Below are 18,061 nucleotides of genomic sequence, written 5' to 3' on the forward strand. Positions count from 1 at the left end.
AACCGATCCGGCCGGATAATGCAGGGCAATGCAAGTAAAACTACCATCTTTGGGGGTATCCCTTTTTTTTCGACCGCATGAACGCCCAGCTCCGCATTGAATTAAATGAGAAATTGTACGTCCGCGACCCCCAGGCAACCGAGTTGGGCCGCCGGCTGGTAGTTGAAAGCGTGCGGCTTATCGACGAAATCGGCTTTGAGCAGTTTACCTTTAAAAAGCTGGCCCTGCGGCTGGAGTCCACCGAAGGGTCGCTGTACCGCTACTTTGAAAACAAGCACCGCCTGCTGGTGTACCTGGTAAGCTGGTACTGGGCCTGGCTGCACTACCAGATCCGCTTTCACACCCATAACCTGCCCGATGCCCGCCAGCGGCTGCGCTTGATTCTGGGCATCCTCACCCGGGCCCACCGGAACGACCCGGCCACCATTGAACTGGATGAGGCTGCCCTCTACCGCATCGTAGTGCACGAAGCGTCCAAGTCCTACTTAACCCGCGACGTGGATGAAGACAACCGGGAGGGTCTGTTCCGGGAGTACAAGCAGCTGGCGGCCAGCATCGTGTCCGTGGTGCAGGAAATCAACCCGGCGTACGCCTACCCCCACGCGCTGGTCAGCACGCTGCTGGAGTCGGCGCGCAAGCAGTACTTCTTTGCCCAGCACCTGCCCTCCCTAACGGACGCGGCCGCGCGCGACGCAACCAGTAACAACATTCAGGCCTTCCTGGAGCACTTGGCCTTTGCCACCCTGGCCTAGGCCGGCACCGCCCCCGCCGGCCGCTCAGGTGTGCTGCACCAGCGCGAAATACAGGGGCATGCCCAGGGTAATGTTGAGGGGAAATGTCACGCCCAGGGCCATGGGCAGGTAAAGGCCCGGGTCGGCTTTGGGGGCGGCTAGCCGCATGGCGGCCGGCACGGCAATGTAGGAAGCGCTGGCCGCCAGGATGGCAAAGATAAACCGGTTGCCCATGCTCTCGGTGATGCCATGGCTGGCGATGGCCACCAGGCAGCCGTTTAGCAAGGGTATAAGTACGGCAAAGGCCGTCACGAAGCGCCCGTAGCGCTGGAAGGCGGCAAAGCGCCGGGCAGTCACCATGCCCATTTCAAGCAGGAAGATGGCCAGGAAACCCTTGAAAATGTCCGTGGTAAAGGGCTTAATGCCGTCGGCCTGCTTGGTGTCGGCAATCAGGCCGATAACCAGGCTGCCCAGCACCATCAGCACGCTGCCGTTGGTAAAGGCATGGAGCACCAGCGGTCCCAGCTGAGCGGGATGCTCGCCGGCCTCGTAGCGGCGCATGAGCATCACCCCGACAATGATGGCGGGCGCTTCCATCAGGGCCATTACGGCAACCATGTGACCGCCAAAGTGCAGCTGCTGGGCCTCCAGAAACGAGACCGCGGAGACAAAGGTGACGGCGCTTACCGAGCCGTAGGCCGCCGCTACGGCTCCGGCGTCAGCCACGCTCAGGCGTCGCTTAAGCACAAAGAACGTGTAGAGCGGAATCAGCGATGCCACCAGCAAGCCAAACCCCAGCGCGTAGAGTATTTCCGCACTGAACGGACTGTGGGCCAACTCCTGTCCGCCTTTAAACCCAATGGAAAACAGCAGGTACAGGGAAATAAACTTGACCGTGGTGGGCGGGATTTCCAGGTCGCTTTTCACTGCCGTCGCCACCATGCCAAGCACGAAGAAGAGAAGGGTAGGGTTGGTGAGATTCGACAGCAGTAGGTGGGCATCCATGCGGCAGGAGTAAAGCAGGAAAAGGGTTGAGAATAAGCGACTTGGTGGACCCTCGGCTCGCGGCTGAAAGCCGGTCCAAGGCAAAAGCGGCACAATACTAAGTCTGCAATAGTAGTAATACAACTACTTAAGGAAGTAATATTTACTAATATGGTAGTAAAACTGCTATAGGTATCGGTTTGAGTGCTGCCGAATGGCGGGTGGATGCAGCCGGGTAACAGGCTGTCGGTGCAGACCAAGGCCGGATGGCCGCGTACGCGAGGAACCTGGTAGCGGGCAGTTATCCTGCCAGTGGGCTGCAAGAACCGGGGCGGCGGTTGGGCATATGGCCGTTTAGGGCGCGGGGAAGTCGCAGCGAGGCATGGTACAGGGCCCAGAACGCCACCGAGCAGTCCAAATTCGCGGTGCCTTCACCCAGCTTACTCAGGGAGATTGTTTCACCACGGGCAGTGGTAACGCCAGAATAAGTGGTAGCCAAAAGCGGTAGCTTGTCTGGTAATCCGGGAAATTGATGTTACTTTTTCAAAAAATCCGCTTAGGCCTTATCTTGGAGGGGGTATACTTAAATTTTGTTGTTGTTTTGGCTTAACACCCCTGTAAATGCAAGGTATAGTACCTATATTATTTGCGTATGTGGCCGGAATGGGTCACGCTTTTGAACCCGATCACTTGCTGGCCGTCGGTAATTTGATTTCCCGTCGCGACACTCTAACCGAAGCCTTGCGCGACGGTATCTACTGGGGCCTTGGCCACACTACCACGCTAGTAGTCGTGGGAAGTGTCATTTTGTTGGGCCGGGTCACGTTTCTCACCTCGGGCTATTTCGAAGCCGCCGTAGGCCTTATGCTCGTCGTAATGGGCATTAGCCGCCTGCTCGACCAGGGCCGCGCCGCCGCCAAGGTGCGCCCCGGCGTGGCCCCATCCCGGGCTGCTTTTGCCGTGGGCCTGCTTCACGGCCTGGCGGGCAGCGGCGCCCTGGTGCTGCTGGTGATGAGCGAAATCCGCGACCCGTGGCTGAGCGTGCTGTATTTCCTGGTGTTCGGCATCGGCTCTCTGCTGGGCATGTTCATCGTGGCCGGCCTCTGCAGCGTGCCGTTTACCAGGCGCATGAAAATCAACCGCGTGCTGCAGCGTAGCACCGTTACCTTATCGTCGCTGCTGTGCATCGGGTACGGGGGGTGGATGATTTACGGCCAAGTGCGCTGGTGACTTGGCCCCGGCTTCAACTGTAGGCAGGCACCCCTGCAACCCCGACCACCGCTCTTGCCCTCGAACCTGCTTACCCTACTACCCCAGAAGATGCACCTCTCCCCCAAAGACCTCGACAAGCTTATCCTTCACCAGGCCGGCGTCGTGGCCCAGAAACGCTACGCCCGCGGCCTGCTGCTGAACTACCCCGAAGCCCTGGCCCTGATTGCCACCCAGCTGCTGGAGTTTATCCGCGACGGGGAGCGGGTAGCCGTGCTCATGGACAAGGGCAAGCAGCTGCTGGGCCTGGCCGACGTGCTGCCCGGCGTGGCCGACATGCTGCACGAAGTCCAGATCGAGGGCACCTTCCCCGACGGCACCAAGCTGGTGACCGTGCACTACCCCATCTGCCGCGAAACCGGCGATGCCGCCCTGGCCCTCTACGGCTCCGGGCTCAGCAGAGCTTCCGTCCCCGGCGCCGCGCCCACCAACGCCAGCCATCCCCCGCCCGGCGAATACCAGCTGCACCCCGACGAGGTCGTACTCAACGAAAGCCGCGCGACGGTGGAGGTAGACGTTGTGAACATGGGCGACCGGCCCGTGCAGGTCGGCTCCCACTACCCCTTTTTCGAAACCAACGCGGCCCTGCACTTCGACCGCGCCGCCGCCTACGGTTTCCGCCTCAACATCCCGGCCGGCACGGCGGTGCGCTTTGAGCCCGGAGAACGGAAACGGGTAACCCTAGTGGCCCTGGCCGGCGAGCGCATCGTGTACGGCGGCCAGGGGCTGATTAATGGCAAGCTGGATGAGGCGGGCCAGCAGCAGCAAGCGCTGGAGAAACTAGGTAGTACTTGCTATTAATAGCTGGTTACATTATTTCTCCAGGGTGGAATACGCAACAAGCAAGCGGCCGGGTAAAGTCCTGTACGCCGCTTCAAGAACCCTTTGTACACTTCTACGCCACTTGTTTCAGTAGCTTACTATGTCCCTTCCCATCTCCCGTCGCGCCTATGCCGACATGTACGGCCCCACCACCGGCGACCGGGTGCGCCTGGGCGATACCGGCCTGCTGATTGAAGTTGAGCGCGACTACTGCGTGTACGGCGAGGAATGCAAGTTCGGTGGCGGCAAGGTGCTGCGCGACGGCATGGGCCAGGCCGCGGGCATCGGGCCGGCCGACGCCCTGGACCTGGTTATCACCAACGCGCTGGTAATCGATTACACCGGCGTATTCAAGGCCGACATCGGCATCAAAGGCGGCCGCATCGTGGGCATCGGCAAGGCTGGCAACCCCCACATCATGCCCGGCGTCACGCCGGGCATGGTGGTGGGCGTCACCACCGAAGTTATTGCCGGCGAAGGCCAGCTGCTCACGGCCGGCGGCATCGACTGCCACATCCACTTCATCAGCCCCCAGCAGATTCCCGAGGCCCTGGCTTCGGGCGTCACGACCATGATTGGGGGCGGCACCGGGCCGGCGGCCGGCACCAACGCCACCACCTGCACGCCCGGCGCCTTTTACCTGGAAGCCATGCTCAAGGCCACGGAGGCCTACCCGCTCAACTTCGGGTTTCTGGGCAAGGGCAACTCTTCCAGGCCCGAGGGCCTGCGCGAGCAGGCCGAGGCCGGGGCGCTGGGCTTCAAGCTGCATGAGGACTGGGGCACCACCCCGGCGGCCATCGACATGTGCCTGGGCATTGCCGAGGAATACGACGTGCAGGTCTGCATCCACACCGACACGCTCAACGAGAGCGGCTTCGTGGAAACAAGCACGGCAGCATTCAAGGGCCGCACCATCCACTCCTACCACACGGAAGGGGCGGGGGGCGGCCACGCGCCCGACATCATCAAAATCTGCGGCGAGCCGAACGTCATCCCCTCGAGCACCAACCCCACGCGGCCTTTCACGGTGAACACCATTGATGAGCACCTGGACATGCTCATGGTCTGCCACCACCTCGACCGCAACATTCCCGAAGACGTGGCCTTTGCCGAAAGCCGCATCCGGGGCGAAACCATTGCTGCCGAGGACATCCTGCACGATATGGGCGCGCTGAGCATCATCTCATCCGACTCCCAGGCCATGGGCCGGGTGGGCGAGGTCATCACCCGCACCTGGCAAACGGCCCACAAAATGAAGCAGCAGCGCGGCCCCCTGCCCGAGGACGCCGCCACCGGGCAGGCCGACAACTTTCGGGTGCGCCGCTACGTGGCCAAGTACACCATCAACCCGGCCCGCGCCCACGGCATCTCGCACGAAGTGGGGTCCGTGGAAATCGGCAAGCTGGCCGATTTGGTGCTCTGGAAGCCCGCCTTTTTCGGGGCCCGCCCGGAGCTGATCCTCAAGGGCGGCATTATCGTCCAGTCGCAAATGGGCGACGCCAACGCCTCCATCCCCACGCCGCAGCCCTCGTTTTCGCGCCCCATGTTCGGGGCCCTGGGCGGGGCCATCGGCCAGTCGTCGATGGTGTTTGTATCGGCCGCCTCGGTGGCCCACGTGCAGCAGCATTATGGCCTGACCAAGCAGGTGGTGGCCGTGAAAAACTGCCGCAACATCGGCAAAAAGGACATGGCCCTCAACGACTACCTGCCCCGCATTGCCGTGGACCCCGAGACGTACCGGGTAATGGTGGACGGCGTGCACCTGACCTGCGAGCCGGCGCAGGCGCTGCCGCTAACCCAACTGTATAATCTGTTTTAACAAGAGCGCGCGGATGTCGCGGGTCCGCGCCAGAGCCCTAATCGATTCGCACACTCCCGGCGTCCCCGTTTTCTTATTTCTCATGCATTTTGCCCGCCTCCTGCACCTGGTCGACTCGGCCATTCCCACCGGCTCGTTTGCTTATTCCTACGGCTTGGAGTGCAGCATCACCTTCGGGCTGGTGACCACTCCGTTTGCCCTGCGGAATTACCTGTATTCCTACCTGCAGCAGGCCGGCAGCGCCGAATTACCCTTTATTCATTCCGCCTACCAGCTCACGGAAAAAAGTCCCGCGTTTCAAGTAGCCGCCGAGGAATATGACGCGCAGCTGCTCGTTCCCAGCCTCTACAAAGCCAGCGCCGTGCAGGGCCGCACCTGGCTGAAGCTCCTGGCCACCTTTTATCCCGGGGCCGAGTTAGCCACCATCGCCAACTGGTTTGCCGCCCAGGCAATCCCGCCGCACTTCACCCTGGTTTTCACCCTGGCCTTGCAGCGCGTCGGCTTTGCCCTGGAAGAAATAAAGGCCATGTACCTGCACATGCTGCTGCGCGACCAGCTCAGCGCCGCCATCCGCCTGGGGTTTCTGGGGCCGCTGGAAGGCCATCAGCTCCAGCATGATTTTTACGCGGTGTTCGAGCATATTCTCGCGGGGCAGGCGGGGAAGGAATACGGCCAGGCCGCCCGTTCCGCATTTTTGCTGGATGCCGCCCAGGTTATGCAGGAGGATATCTACTCCAAGCTTTTTCAGAACTGATTTTACACCACCAGCTAACGCCGGCCCAGCGCCGCCAAAGCAGCTTTCCCTCGGACGTAAGCAAGCCTGTCCAAACCAAGCGGGACGGGTGCTTGGGCGAAACTCAGCCTGCCAAGCAGAAATCACATTGTACTTATGGCTTTTGTCGAAAAACTCGCCCTGCTGCTTAACGGCCACACCCACGAAGCCTACGAGTCACCGGGCAACTTCAACGAGCGCGAAACCCGCCGGTTGCCTTCCTACCGCAGCTTCCGCAAGCGGGCCTTCACCGTGGGCATCGGCGGGCCGGTGGGCACGGGCAAGACGGCCCTGCTCAAGGCCCTGTGCGAGCGCCTGCGCCACGAGTTTGAGCTGGGCGTGGTCACCAATGATATTTTTACCCGCGAAGATGCCGAGTTTCTCATCCGCAACAGCGCGCTGAGCGAAGACCGGATTGTGGGGGTGGAAACGGGCGGCTGCCCGCACGCTGCCATTCGGGAGGATATCTCCCTGAACATGGATGCGCTGGAAGGGCTGATGCAGCGCTTTAATTACGGACTCGACTACCTGTTCGTGGAAAGCGGCGGCGACAACCTGGCCGCCCACTTCAGCCGCGAGCTGGTGGACTATTCCATTTACGTTATCGACGTGTCGGGCGGCGACAAGATCCCGCGCAAGGGTGGCCCGGGAATCACCCAGTCCGACCTGCTCATTATCAACAAGATCGATTTGAAGGATTTGATTAAAGCGGACCTGGGCGTGATGGAGCGGGACTCGCGCAGGATGCGGGGCGAAGGGCCCTTCCTCTTCGCCCGCGCCATTGACGGGCATGGGCTGGAGGAGATCATTGGCCACATCACCGCGGCCAAGGCCCGGGCCCTGGCCGCGGTGCGGGAAGACCGCCGCTAGGCAAGCTAGTACTTGCGTTTCAACGGGTTGTAGCCCAGCAGCTGCTCCTCAGCCAGGGTCCCGAGTAATTGGTCGCACAGGGGCTGCAGGGCCGCGCGGCTGCGGGCGGCGGCGCGCAGGATATACACGTTCTCCCTCGCCGGGGCTACCGACACCAGGCACTCGTGGCCGCGGACGGAAAAATGGGGGCCCGTGCTGCCGGGCATTTTTTGCCTGGTTAGCAGGGCGGCCAGCTTCTGGAAGCGGGCATCCTGGGGGGCGCCCACCAGAAACACGGAAAAGAAAGCCTGGTAATCGGCAAAGTTGCCGGGCGAGGTCGCAATGTGCTCGGCTGGTTGAAAAGCAAATCTGTCCAGCACCACCAGCTTGCTGGCCACGCGCACGCGCAGCTCCGAGTGCAGGGAGGCGAAGGCAAACCGCTCCCCCCGGTCAATGCGGCCCGATTGAAACCAGTCGACGACCAGCAGCAGCGAGTCGGACTCTAGGTGCCACTGCTGCGTTTGGCGGTAGTGGCTTTCGGCCTGCAGCACCACCGGGTCGGGGAAGACCACCAGCAGGGCCCCGGCGCCCAAGCTGCCCGCCACCTGCTGCTCGGCGACCGCCCCATCGATGGAGCGAAAGATGCGGGTGCTGGCTTGCGTACTGATGCAGGTTTGCGACTGCGCCTGACCGTGGATGCGCAGCTTAATCACGTCGCCGGCCACCATGCCCCCGCCGTAGCTTGAGAGCACCACGTGGCAGGTGGGCGTGGGCGAGCGGGGGTTCAGCACTTTCAGCGGCTGCAGGCTTTTGCAGGAAATCAACCGGGTCCTGCCGCGTACCAGGGCCAGATCCAAAGTGCTCCAGTCCGGGAGCGGGTCCGGGGTGGCACCGGGGAAAGGCAAGGGCTGGGCGGTAGGTAAGACCATGGGAGCTGGCGAAATGAGGTGCTTTAAAATAGGGCAGAACCTAGCGGGCGGTCGCTCCACGAGAAAGCGCAGGACCGGCTGATGCTCGCGCGGGCGAAGCTTCGGTGTCGGAACGCCACCAGCTGTTACCCTTCAACCGCTGCGGCCCCAAGGTTTGTAAAAGATTTGTCAAGTGAAGCAAAAATTAAAACCGCCATCATTCCTGGTCGGGAGGGCACGGGCTAACAAACGGAAAAGGCGCGCTCATGGCGGCGGCTACGATGTTGGCTTTGATTTCTCATTCTGAGCATCTGCCCAGGCCGGAAAACGCTTCTTAATTGCGCGTGGTTTAGCCTACTGCCTTCGCCTCCCGTCTGGGCAAATCAGCCCATGCCCCAGGTTCTTCCGGCCTGGTGGGTTGCGCCCGGGCAGCCAGCGCGGCACTGAGTTCCTGCGCGTCGGCTACCACCTGCGCCGGGTAGTGCAGGCGCGCCAGCAGCCGGATCGCATTGCGCGTGGTCAGGGGGCCGGCTTTGAGACGGTAGTCGAAATACCAGTCTTCCGCCGTGACGGTCTCGCAAAAGTGGTATTCATCAAAGCACGCCTGCAGGAGCGCGCCCAGCTCCCCATCGTGGGTGGCCGCCACCACCCAGCTGCGGGGCTGCAAGTACGAGAGCACGGCCTTGTTGGCGGCGATGCGCTCCTGCGTGTTCGTGCCTTTAAACAGCTCATCCAGCAGCAGCAGGTAGCTGCCGGGGTCCGCGTCGCAGGCCTGCAGCAGCTCCCGCATGGTTTCGGCTTCGACCAGGTAATAGCTTTTGCCCGTGGGCAGGCTGTCAGCCAGGCTCAGGCTGGTAAGCACCCGGCAAAATGGGGCGCGGTAGGCGGTGGCCGGGCACGTGGCGATGGTCTGGGCCAACAGGGCAGTCACGCCCAGCGTGCGCATAAAGGTGGTTTTGCCCGCCATATTCGAGCCGGTCAGCAAAACGCCGGACCCGGCCAGGGTCAGGTCATTGGGCACGCACCCCGGCACCAGGGGGTGGTAGCCGCCCCGCAGCTGGATGCCCTCGGCCGCCGGCCCAAACTGGGGCACGCAGGTGGCGTGGCGCCGGCGGAAGCTGGCCACCGCCAGGGCGCAATCGACGTAGCCCACTGCCTCAAAGACCGCCCGAATCGCGGGTGCCTGCTGCTGCACGGCCACCCGGCAACGAGCGTACAGCAGCACGTCGAGTAGCAGCAGCATCTTGAGTAGGCTGAGCAGCAGCAAGCGGTCCTCCACCTGAAAAAACGCGACTTGCCACATGATGGCCCGCAGCCGGGCCAGGGGCGCGGCCAGCGGCGGCAGCGACCGCAGGGGCAGGGCCGCCCGCTGCAGCGCCTGGCCCGCCCGCCGCAGGCGGCCCAATTGCAGCAGCGGGCGAATACAGTTCTTGATCCGCTGGAGCTGCCAGAAGTGGAACACCGCATTGCTGAGGGCAAACGCCAGCGTGCCCAACCAGAGCACGGGAAGCCAAAAGCCCCCGAGCAGCGTGGCCAACAGCCCCAGCGCGAGCAGGGGCGCGAAGCGAGCGCCGGGCAACGTGGGCAGGGGCTCCCCACGCAGTAAATCGGCCAGGTAGTACGCCTCGTGGGCCGTCAGCTGGTCGAGGGCGAGCAAGGCGTGCCCGCGGGCCGCAGGTTGCTGCGAGAGCAGGGTCGCGGCCGCATCAAACTCGTGCAGGGCGGCCTCGTTGTCGAGCGGGCTGCGCAGACGATGGTACAGGCACTGCTGGCCGACCCGGCTTACCGTAGCATCGAGCAGGCTAAAGAGAGATTCACCGTTCAGGTCCGCCCAGGTTTGGTCCGGTAGGCGCTGGTACGCGGGCTCGTGCTGCACCTGGTCGTAGTAGCGGGCCACCAAGGGGAAATGGGGGGAGCGTGCAGCCGGCTGGTGCCAGGCCGCTTCCAGGCGACGTAAGCGCCTGCGGGAAGAAGTCCACATGAAAAGCTAGGGTAGCTACTAGGGCGGTGAAGGGGGCCACTGGTAGGTTTATGGTGGGCGAAAGGTAGCGAAGCCTGGCTGACTTGGAAGGTGCCGCGGCGGGCCGAAAACCGGACGGAGTTCAGGATGAGTGCGAGAGCGGTTTTAATAATAGCGCTCGCGGGTAAGGCGGTAACTGTCCCGCGGTGATGCGCCCTTGGTACTTGGCTACCCGGTAACGCACGCCATCGCCGCTGGCGGCATTCTCTGGACGGCCCCGGCGTAGCAATCACCAGGAGCGTCCCTAGCTGATGCCGCTTTACCCCGGGTACTGCTGACGAAAGCCCGGCGCCCGGGAGCCGGATACACCAGGCGCTGGCTCGGGGGAGGTAGAAGGGACAGGGGCGCAGTCGATTTGCTGACCACCCCGGTCTTTGCTGCTACTGAAACGGGCGCGTTAGCAGGGTGCGGTCCGGCAGGGCCTTGACAAGGCCGCCAGTACCGGGATAATCAACGGCCTTAACCTTCCCGCTGCAAGTCCGCCTAGGCCGGGCCGGGTGAGCGGGTGGGCCGTGATGGCTGGAAAGAGCAGGCCCGTTGCCAGGGCTATTAAAATACTGAGTGCTGGCGTAGCCGCCCGCGCGCTAAGGCTGGGGAATAAAGAGCTAAAGATAAGCGGGATTGTGCTTACAACGTAATTGGTTAGGCAAGCCAAAATTTTTTTGGTGACGAATAAAATGACAAAAAGGGCGTGATTCAGCCCGTTAGGTTAGAAATAACCTGCGAGAAACGCAGTGCGAAAAAAAATCAGCCTGGCCGATGAATTGTCGGGCCTAACAATGCCGTAATTTTGCAGCATGCTTCAACCAAAAAACCTGTTGATGAAGCGCGGGACCCTGCTCGGCAGGGAGCCGCGGGTGGACCGCAAGGTCTACGCCGCCATCGGTTCTCCCGATTTTACCGCCGGTTCTGGTATTGCCGTTGTTTTTTCTGAGTGTTGCCCCGCTGCCGTTTCGGATTCCGAAACGGTTTTTTTATGTCCGTTGAGTTCATTGCCGGCGGCTCCGCCGCCAGGTAAGCCTTCCCGTGGACGCTTGCACCAGCTGCCCGTTGCGCCGGCCGGGGCCGGTAAAACTTCCTCTTGTCCGATTTAGCTAGACGCCCTCACTTTCCCTCAACTTTGGTATGGCACGTAAAGACCTGCTCGACATCGCATCCCTGCACCGTGAGGAAATCGAGTTCCTGCTCGACCAATCCACGTCCTTTAAAAAATTGTTCACCCAGTCGGTGAAGAAAATTCCCGCCCTTGACGGCAAGTCCGTGCTCATGCTGTTCTACGAGGCCAGCACCCGGACGCACTCCTCCTTCGAGGTGGCGGCCAAACGCCTCTCGGCAGAAGTGACGAATTTCAACGTCGACCACTCCTCCATCACCAAGGGCGAGTCGGTGCGCGAGACCATCGAGACGCTCCAGGCCATGCGCACGGACTACATCGTCGTTCGCCACGGTCACTCCGGCCTGCCCGGCATGATTGCCCGCCAAACCACGGCGTCGGTTATCAATGCCGGTGACGGGGCGCACGAGCACCCAACCCAGGCCCTGCTCGACGCCTTCACCATCCGGGAGAAATTCCCCGACCCCCGGGGTAAAAAAGTGCTGATCATCGGCGATATCCTCCATTCCCGCGTCGCGCGCTCCACCAGCACCCTACTGCAAAAGCTGGGCGTCGAGGTGGCGTACCTGGGCCCGGGCTCGCTGGTGCCCAAGTACGGTCCGGCCTCCATCCCGCGCTTTACCGACTATGAGGCGGCCATGGCCTGGGGTCCCGATGTGGTGTACCTGCTCCGCGTGCAGCTGGAGCGCCAGGACGTGCAGTTTTTTCCCAGCGTTCGGGAATACCACCGGGTCTACGGCATCACCACGGCGCGACTGGCGGAGATCCGCGACCGGGGCCTCTACATCATGCACCCCGGCCCCGTGAACCGGGGGGTGGAGCTGTGCGACGCCGTCATGGACTACGAGCGCAGCCTAATCACCAACCAGGTTGAAAACGGCATCTCCATCCGCATGGCCGTGCTCGACTGGCTTACGCCGGGCGGGGAGTTCCCGCGGCAGGAGTCGTATGCCGGCCGCCAGCGGACGGGCTCAACGCTGCTTATGCCCTAACGTCAGCCGCGGCCGCGGGCTCTGCTCTTTACCTTACATTTCCCATACCCCTCGGGGTTTACTGAAACTAACACTTCATGCTTCTCCTTCAAAACACCCGCATCGCTTCCGAAAACTCACCCGTACTGCTCGAAGGCGATGTCCTGATTGTCGAAGGAAAAATTCAGGACATCGGCCCCAACCTTGCCATTCCCGAGGGGGCCCGCGTCATCGACGCGCGGGGGCGCGTGCTGATGCCGGCCATGTTTGATGCCCACGTTCATTTCCGCGCCCCGGGGTTTGAAAACAAGGAAACCATCACCACGGGTAGCGAAGCGGCCATCAATGGGGGCGTGACCGGGGTAGTCATGATGCCCAACACCCGCCCGGCCCTGGACTCGGCCACCGCCGTGGCCACCGTGCTGGAAAATGCCACGCACCGGTCCCGCATTCCGGTGTACACCTCCGGCTGCGTCACCAAGAACCGCGAGGGCAAGGAGCTGGCGGAAATCGAGGGCATGCGGGAGCTGGGAGTAAAAATGCTCACCGACGACGGGGATACCACCAGCGACCCGGCGGTGCTGCTGCGGGCCATGCAGTACGCCACCGAGTTCGGGATGTTTTTCGCCAGCCACTGCGAGGTGCCGGAGCTGGCCGGGCCGCGCGCCCTGAACGAAGGGGTGATGAGCTACCGGCTCGGCATTAAAGGGTCGCCGGCGTGCGCGGAGGAAATCATCATCGACCGCGACATCCGCCTGGCCCGGGCCGCGGGCGCCCACGTGCACATCCAGCACGTGTCTAGCAAGCTTGGCATGGAAACCATCCGCTGGTGGAAATCCCGGGGCGACGTAAAGGTGACGGCGGAGGTGGCCCCCCACCATCTGATGTTTACCGACGAGCACATCGGCGACTACGACACCAACTACAAAATGAACCCCCCGCTGCGGACGCAGGAGGATTGTGATGCCCTGCTCGAGGGGCTCAAAGAAGGCGTCTTCGACCTTATTGCCACCGACCACGCCCCGCACACGCCGTTTGAAAAAGCCCAGGACTTTATCAGCGCGCCCAACGGCATCACCGGCCTGGATACGGCCCTGGTCTCGCTTTACCACTTCTTTGTCGAGCCCGGCAAATTCGGGTGGGATTTGGTGGTCAAGCGCTATTCGGCGGAGCCCCGCCGCCTGATGGGGTTGCCGGTGCCGGTAATCGAAGTCGGCCAGCCAGCCGAGTGCGTCCTGTTTGATACCGAGGCGGAAACCACCTTCACGCGGGAGTTCATGAAGTCCAAATCCCAGAACACGCCCTTTATCGACCAGACTCTGAAGGGCCGGGTGGACCTGGTGATTCTGGGCCCGGAAATCCTGCTGGAGCGCTAACCCTTCCTGGCGCCAGGACCAGTATTTTTCCGAATTCGCCGGGGATTTTACGCTGCCGCTCGGGTTGCCGCAGTAGCTTTGGGGCCTCGGGCTGCGGGTTTTCACCCGCGGCCCGAGGCCCAGACACGGGGTATATTGACCACCCGGGCCTGCCCCGCCCTTTATTAGCCTTGCCATGAGTACCCTTCTCCCGACCTCCGCCCCCCGCCCCGACGCCGCCCCGGGCTCACCCCTGATCGGTGTGGTCATGGGCTCCAGCAGCGACTGGGACACCATGCAGCACGCCGTGCAGATTCTCACCCAGTTTGGCGTAGCCCACGAAGCGCGGGTGGTATCGGCCCACCGCATGCCCGACGACTTGTTTGCCTACGCCGAGCAGGCCGGTCCGCGCGGCCTGCAGGCCATCATCGCCGGCGCGGGGGGGGCCGCCCACCTGCCGGGCATGCTGGCCGCCAAAACTACGGTGCCCGTGCTGGGAGTGCCGGTGGCCTCTCGCCATTTGCAGGGAGTGGACTCCCTGCACAGCATCGTGCAAATGCCCAAGGGAGTGCCGGTAGCCACGTTCGCGATTGGCACTGCCGGGGCGGCCAATGCCGCGCTTTTTGCCGTCAGCCTGCTGGCCCTGCACGACCCGGGCCTGGCCGCCCAGCTGCTGGCGTTTCGCGCCGAACAAACCGAGGCCGCGCGCGCCATGACCCTGCCCCTATGAGTGCCGAACGTCACGTTGCTGCCCTGGCCCCGATTTTCCCGGGCAGTGTGGACGCCGCGGGCCAGCCAGCCACCCTGGGCGTGGTAGGAGGCGGCCAGCTGGGCCGCATGTTTGTGCATGCGGCCCAGCGCCTGGGCTACTTCACCGCCGTGCTCGAGCCCGACGCGCAAAGCCCCGCCGGGCTGGTTAGCCACCACCACATTCAGGCTGCCTACGACGACCCGGCCGGGCTGGCGCAGCTGGCCCACCTGTGCCAGGCCATTACCACCGAGTTTGAAAACGTGCCGGCCCGGGCCCTGCAAACGCTGGCGCAAACCCGCCCCGTGGCGCCTGGTGCGGCCGTGGTGGGCATTGCCCAAGACCGCATCGAGGAAAAAGCCCACTTCACCGCCTGCGCCGACGTGTCGGGGGTAAGCTGCGCGCCCTATGCCGTGCTGGAAACGCCGGCCCAGCTGCAGGAAATTCAGGAAAGCCGGGCGGATTTGCTGCCCGGCATCCTGAAAACCGCCCGCATGGGCTACGATGGCAAGGGCCAGGTTCGCGTCAGGACCGCCGCAGACCTGGCTGCCGCCTGGGCGACGCTGGGCAGCGTAGCCTGCGTGCTGGAAAAGATGCTGCCGCTCAAGGCCGAGTGCTCGGTGCTGGTGGCCCGCGGCTGGGACGGCCGGGTGGTCAGCTTTGCCCCGCAGCGCAACGTGCACGTCGGGGGCATTTTGGCCGTCACCCACGCCTACGAGGGAAACCTGCCACCCGCCCTGGCCGCCCGGGCCCGGGACGCGGCCGTTTCCATCGCCCAGCACCTGGGCTACGTCGGGGTGCTGTGCGTTGAATTCTTTGTGGTGGCCGACGGCAGCGAGCACGGCAGCCTGGTAGTCAACGAAATGGCCCCCCGCCCGCACAACAGCGGCCACTACACCCTGGACGCCTGCGACGCGTCGCAGTTTGACTTGCAGGTTCATGCCATGGCGGGCTTGCCCCTGCCGGCGCCGCGCCAGCATTCCCCGGCCATCATGCTGAACCTGCTGGGCGAGGTGTGGCTGGACGCCAGCGGGCACCTGCGGGAGCCGGACTGGAGCGCCGTGCTGAGCTTACCGGGGGCGCACCTGCACCTGTACGGTAAGGTGCACGCGCGCGCCGGCCGCAAGATGGGCCATCTGACCATCACCGGCCCCGACGTGGACAGCATCAAAGCCGTGGCGCGCCGCGCCGCGGAACTGCTCGGCTTGCCGGGGCTGGACGCCATCTAGGTTCCCTTGTGTGCCGGGACCAGGGCAGCCGGCCGCGCCGGTCTTTGCCTGAACCCCTGCCGCGAAAACCAACAGGATACTTTTTCTAGCGGGCCATCGGCAACGGTAAGATAGGAAAACAGAAGCGGAAACGGTAAAGCCCGGGCGGTGGCTCCTGGGCGTACCGCTGCTAGGGCTACCAGTTCATGGGAGCCGGGTATAAACTACTGGTGCTTCCGGCAAACCCAGAAGGGGAGCAGCTCCTCAGGGGGCTTCCGCGGTAATAGCAGGCCTTTATTCCCTGGTGAAAGGCCTGCTGATCAAAGGCCTCTAATTTGGCGCACAGCGAGTAAGGTGCTCCGCTCTGCGGTAGCGCCGCCCCCCTGCCTCCCGGCCTAGGTGTTCTGCCTACTTTCTTGGTTGCCATCCGATCTCCCCCTTGGCTGCGCAGAGTGAGGGTAGGAATGCAGCCGTACGCCCCTTCCGCCCAGCGGTCGAGCTGTCACCCACGTTGCCTGCCGCTGAATGCTTTGAGCTACGCTACCCCGGCCATTTCTCGCTTTTACAGGCGAAAGCCCAGCGACGCGCCGAGTTCCCGGCTTAGCAGCAGCGAACTCGTGTCATAGGACGCCAGCAAATAGGTCGACGTGATGGCCAGATACGCTTGCAGCGTTACGCGCCGGCTTAGCGCCGCCTGCCCCCCGAACAGCGCGCGTGCCTCCAAGCCCCAGACCGAACCGGTTTCTTCCGCCGCGGTGCTCGTGTTGCGCTCCCGGACCGTGCGATATACTGTGCCCACACCCCCGCCGGCAAACCACCCGCTCAGGGGCTGGGGCTGGGGCCGGCCCAGATAATGCATGGCGCTGACCTCGGTGGTCCAGAAGGTGGTGCGCCGCTGCCGGTAATAGCCCAGGGTGGAGGAAGTGCCTCCGTAGCCGGAGCCTACCTGCAGGCTCCACGCGGGCCTTAGCTGCCATTCGTAGCGCAGGTGGGGCACCAGCGCGCCAGTCAGGACCACGCCGTAGCGCACCCCGAGTTTGACCACGCCGCGGGTGGCGGCCGGGATAGTATCGGCCGGGGGCGGGTTTGCCCCCGCCATTCCGGCGTGGGGCACCAGCAGCCCGAGCAACGCCAGGCCGAGGCCAGCAGCTACCTGGTAAAGGATTCGGGACGGGAAAGCCGGGCGCATAAACGTCAGCATGTGAAAGAAAGGGGGTAGCCCGCAAAAAGAAAAGGCGGAACCAGGTGACAGGCATAAAAAGTAAGCTGGCGGCGTGAACAGGATCGTCTGCCTTGAGGGGGCCTAGCGCGCGGGCAGGGTATAGCGGGCGCCCAGGGCCAGCGTGCTGCTCGTCCCAAACATACCGAAGACCCCATACCACGGCAGCAGGGACAGGGGCACGTGTACCTGGGCATCGGCCGTGAGCTCTACCTGTGGTCCGAGGCGGTAGCGCAGGCCCGGGCCCGCGGTAAGCAGAACCGTAAAGCCCGTGTACTGCTGCGCCTCGGATTTATACACCGTGCGGGTACTGTCTGCATACTGCGTCTGATTAAGCTGGTGGCTGGCCTGCAGGGTAAACCCACCCAGGGCGTGCACCTGCAGCCGGCGCTCCGGGCGACCCCGCAGCTCATAGCGCACGAGCAGGGGCAAGGCGAGCGTGCGCAGCCGGGTGTGGTAGCGGGCGTAAATGGGGAAGGGCCGGTCATAGGTGGAGTTGTCGACCCATTCCGAGTGGTTTTCGTAGCGGTGCTGGGACGGGGTCAGGCCCAGCTGCAATGCCAGGCGGGGCTTCAGCCACCGCCCCGCTACCAGCGTCGGCGCCAGGCCCTGGCCCTGCCACCCAAAGCCCGTGCGGGCCGCTTGGTAGCTGGCATCCAAACCCACATAATACCGCTGAGGGGGCGGGGAGGAGCTCGGGGAAGACGTCTGGGCCAGCAGGGGCAGGGGCAGGAGCAGCAGGCACGCCGGGGCGAAGCGCATGACAGGGGAGGAAGAATAGCAGAGGAAGTGAAAGGAGGCTAGCCGGGGGAATAGGGACAGCAGTTGTTTTCTGGTGGTTACCCTCCCGTCGGCATTACCTCAGGAAAGGTGCGGCCCTGCTGCCGGGAACGCAAACCAACAAAGCGTAAGAACCGACGCCGAAGCAGGCCGTAGTAGCTCCATAATGCGTTTGCGTTCAAGTAGATGCCTGCGTATAATCAGACATCTAATCCGGCTTGTCAGGGCTGGTTCCGGGGCGACTGCTTTTCCGCCCGCAAACAACCGCTGCCCGCCTGGAGCATGGGCCGGTTAAGCCCCCCAATCACGGTTTGGGCCTTTGGCCCAGCTCTTCCCAAGGGCAGTGCTCCTTAGTCGTATCCGGGAGGCGAAATCTTTGCTTTGTGAAACGGGATGGGCTCTGCGGCCGGCGGCTGGTATTAGACCAGGTGCTGCCCCTATCCCCGAGCACCGTTGGGCGCTGGTAAAGCAAGGGGTTAGCCGGGGGCAAGG

The 18,061-nt window shown here is 63.3% G+C and carries 15 protein-coding genes; 10 read left to right on the forward strand and 5 right to left on the reverse strand.

The window, feature by feature from the left end; all coding sequences use genetic code 11:
• Nucleotides 1-77: 77 nt before the first annotated feature.
• Nucleotides 78-752, forward strand: a complete 675-nt coding sequence (locus ACYVGU_RS11170) for a TetR/AcrR family transcriptional regulator (protein WP_460615816.1) — start codon at nucleotides 78-80, stop codon at nucleotides 750-752.
• A 24-nt stretch (nucleotides 753-776) separates the two neighbouring features.
• On the opposite strand, the gene ACYVGU_RS11175 is transcribed toward ACYVGU_RS11170, so the two are convergent.
• Nucleotides 777-1,736 (reverse strand): sodium-dependent bicarbonate transport family permease, encoded by a 960-nt coding sequence (locus tag ACYVGU_RS11175; protein ID WP_460615814.1) that lies wholly within the window; start codon nucleotides 1,734-1,736, stop codon nucleotides 777-779.
• 600 nt (nucleotides 1,737-2,336) lie between these two features.
• Between ACYVGU_RS11175 and ACYVGU_RS11180 the strand changes: the two genes are divergently transcribed.
• The 5 genes from ACYVGU_RS11180 to ureG all read left to right on the forward strand — a co-directional run bounded on the left by ACYVGU_RS11180 (nucleotide 2,337) and on the right by ureG (nucleotide 7,267).
• On the forward strand, nucleotides 2,337-2,945 hold the full coding sequence (locus ACYVGU_RS11180) for a HoxN/HupN/NixA family nickel/cobalt transporter (protein WP_460615813.1): 609 nt from the start codon (nucleotides 2,337-2,339) through the stop codon (nucleotides 2,943-2,945).
• 54 nt (nucleotides 2,946-2,999) lie between these two features.
• Nucleotides 3,000-3,785, forward strand: a complete 786-nt coding sequence (locus tag ACYVGU_RS11185; protein ID WP_460622154.1) for an urease subunit gamma/beta — start codon at nucleotides 3,000-3,002, stop codon at nucleotides 3,783-3,785.
• A gap of 121 nt (nucleotides 3,786-3,906) precedes the next feature.
• Nucleotides 3,907-5,625, forward strand: a complete 1,719-nt coding sequence (gene ureC / locus ACYVGU_RS11190) for an urease subunit alpha (RefSeq protein WP_460622155.1) — start codon at nucleotides 3,907-3,909, stop codon at nucleotides 5,623-5,625.
• Nucleotides 5,626-5,707: 82 nt separating this feature from the next.
• Nucleotides 5,708-6,379 (forward strand): urease accessory protein UreF, encoded by a 672-nt coding sequence (locus ACYVGU_RS11195; protein WP_460622156.1) that lies wholly within the window; start codon nucleotides 5,708-5,710, stop codon nucleotides 6,377-6,379.
• A gap of 135 nt (nucleotides 6,380-6,514) precedes the next feature.
• A complete protein-coding gene (ureG, locus tag ACYVGU_RS11200; protein WP_460622157.1) occupies nucleotides 6,515-7,267 on the forward strand; it encodes an urease accessory protein UreG in 753 nt (250 codons plus the stop codon).
• Nucleotides 7,268-7,272: 5 nt separating this feature from the next.
• On the opposite strand, the gene ACYVGU_RS11205 is transcribed toward ureG, so the two are convergent.
• Complete coding sequence (locus ACYVGU_RS11205; RefSeq protein WP_460622158.1) at nucleotides 7,273-8,175, reverse strand: urease accessory protein UreD; 903 nt, start codon at nucleotides 8,173-8,175, stop codon at nucleotides 7,273-7,275.
• A 328-nt stretch (nucleotides 8,176-8,503) separates the two neighbouring features.
• A complete protein-coding gene (locus ACYVGU_RS11210) occupies nucleotides 8,504-10,135 on the reverse strand; it encodes a MutS-related protein (protein WP_460622159.1) in 1,632 nt (543 codons plus the stop codon).
• Nucleotides 10,136-11,299: 1,164 nt separating this feature from the next.
• Here ACYVGU_RS11210 and ACYVGU_RS11215 point away from each other — a divergent pair.
• The 4 genes from ACYVGU_RS11215 (at nucleotide 11,300) to ACYVGU_RS11230 (ending at nucleotide 15,591) form a co-directional block, all read left to right on the forward strand.
• Nucleotides 11,300-12,280, forward strand: a complete 981-nt coding sequence (locus tag ACYVGU_RS11215; protein WP_460622160.1) for an aspartate/ornithine carbamoyltransferase family protein — start codon at nucleotides 11,300-11,302, stop codon at nucleotides 12,278-12,280.
• A gap of 77 nt (nucleotides 12,281-12,357) precedes the next feature.
• The gene (locus ACYVGU_RS11220; protein WP_460615804.1) at nucleotides 12,358-13,635 is read left to right on the forward strand and encodes a dihydroorotase; all 1,278 of its coding nucleotides are present in this window, start codon (nucleotides 12,358-12,360) and stop codon (nucleotides 13,633-13,635) included.
• Nucleotides 13,636-13,810: 175 nt separating this feature from the next.
• Nucleotides 13,811-14,344: a 5-(carboxyamino)imidazole ribonucleotide mutase gene (gene purE, locus ACYVGU_RS11225; RefSeq protein ID WP_460622161.1), complete on the forward strand. Its 534-nt coding sequence runs from the start codon at nucleotides 13,811-13,813 to the stop codon at nucleotides 14,342-14,344.
• Complete coding sequence (locus ACYVGU_RS11230) at nucleotides 14,341-15,591, forward strand: 5-(carboxyamino)imidazole ribonucleotide synthase (RefSeq protein WP_460622162.1); 1,251 nt, start codon at nucleotides 14,341-14,343, stop codon at nucleotides 15,589-15,591. The genes purE and ACYVGU_RS11230 overlap by 4 nt, the downstream gene beginning before the upstream one ends.
• Nucleotides 15,592-16,132: 541 nt before the next feature.
• Here ACYVGU_RS11230 and ACYVGU_RS11235 read toward each other — a convergent pair.
• Nucleotides 16,133-16,615, reverse strand: a complete 483-nt coding sequence (locus tag ACYVGU_RS11235; protein ID WP_460622163.1) for a hypothetical protein — start codon at nucleotides 16,613-16,615, stop codon at nucleotides 16,133-16,135.
• Nucleotides 16,616-16,873: 258 nt separating this feature from the next.
• A complete protein-coding gene (locus ACYVGU_RS11240; RefSeq protein ID WP_460622164.1) occupies nucleotides 16,874-17,551 on the reverse strand; it encodes a porin family protein in 678 nt (225 codons plus the stop codon).
• Nucleotides 17,552-18,061: the final 510 nt, after the last annotated feature.

The sequence above is a fragment of the Hymenobacter tenuis genome (genome assembly GCF_054780495.1).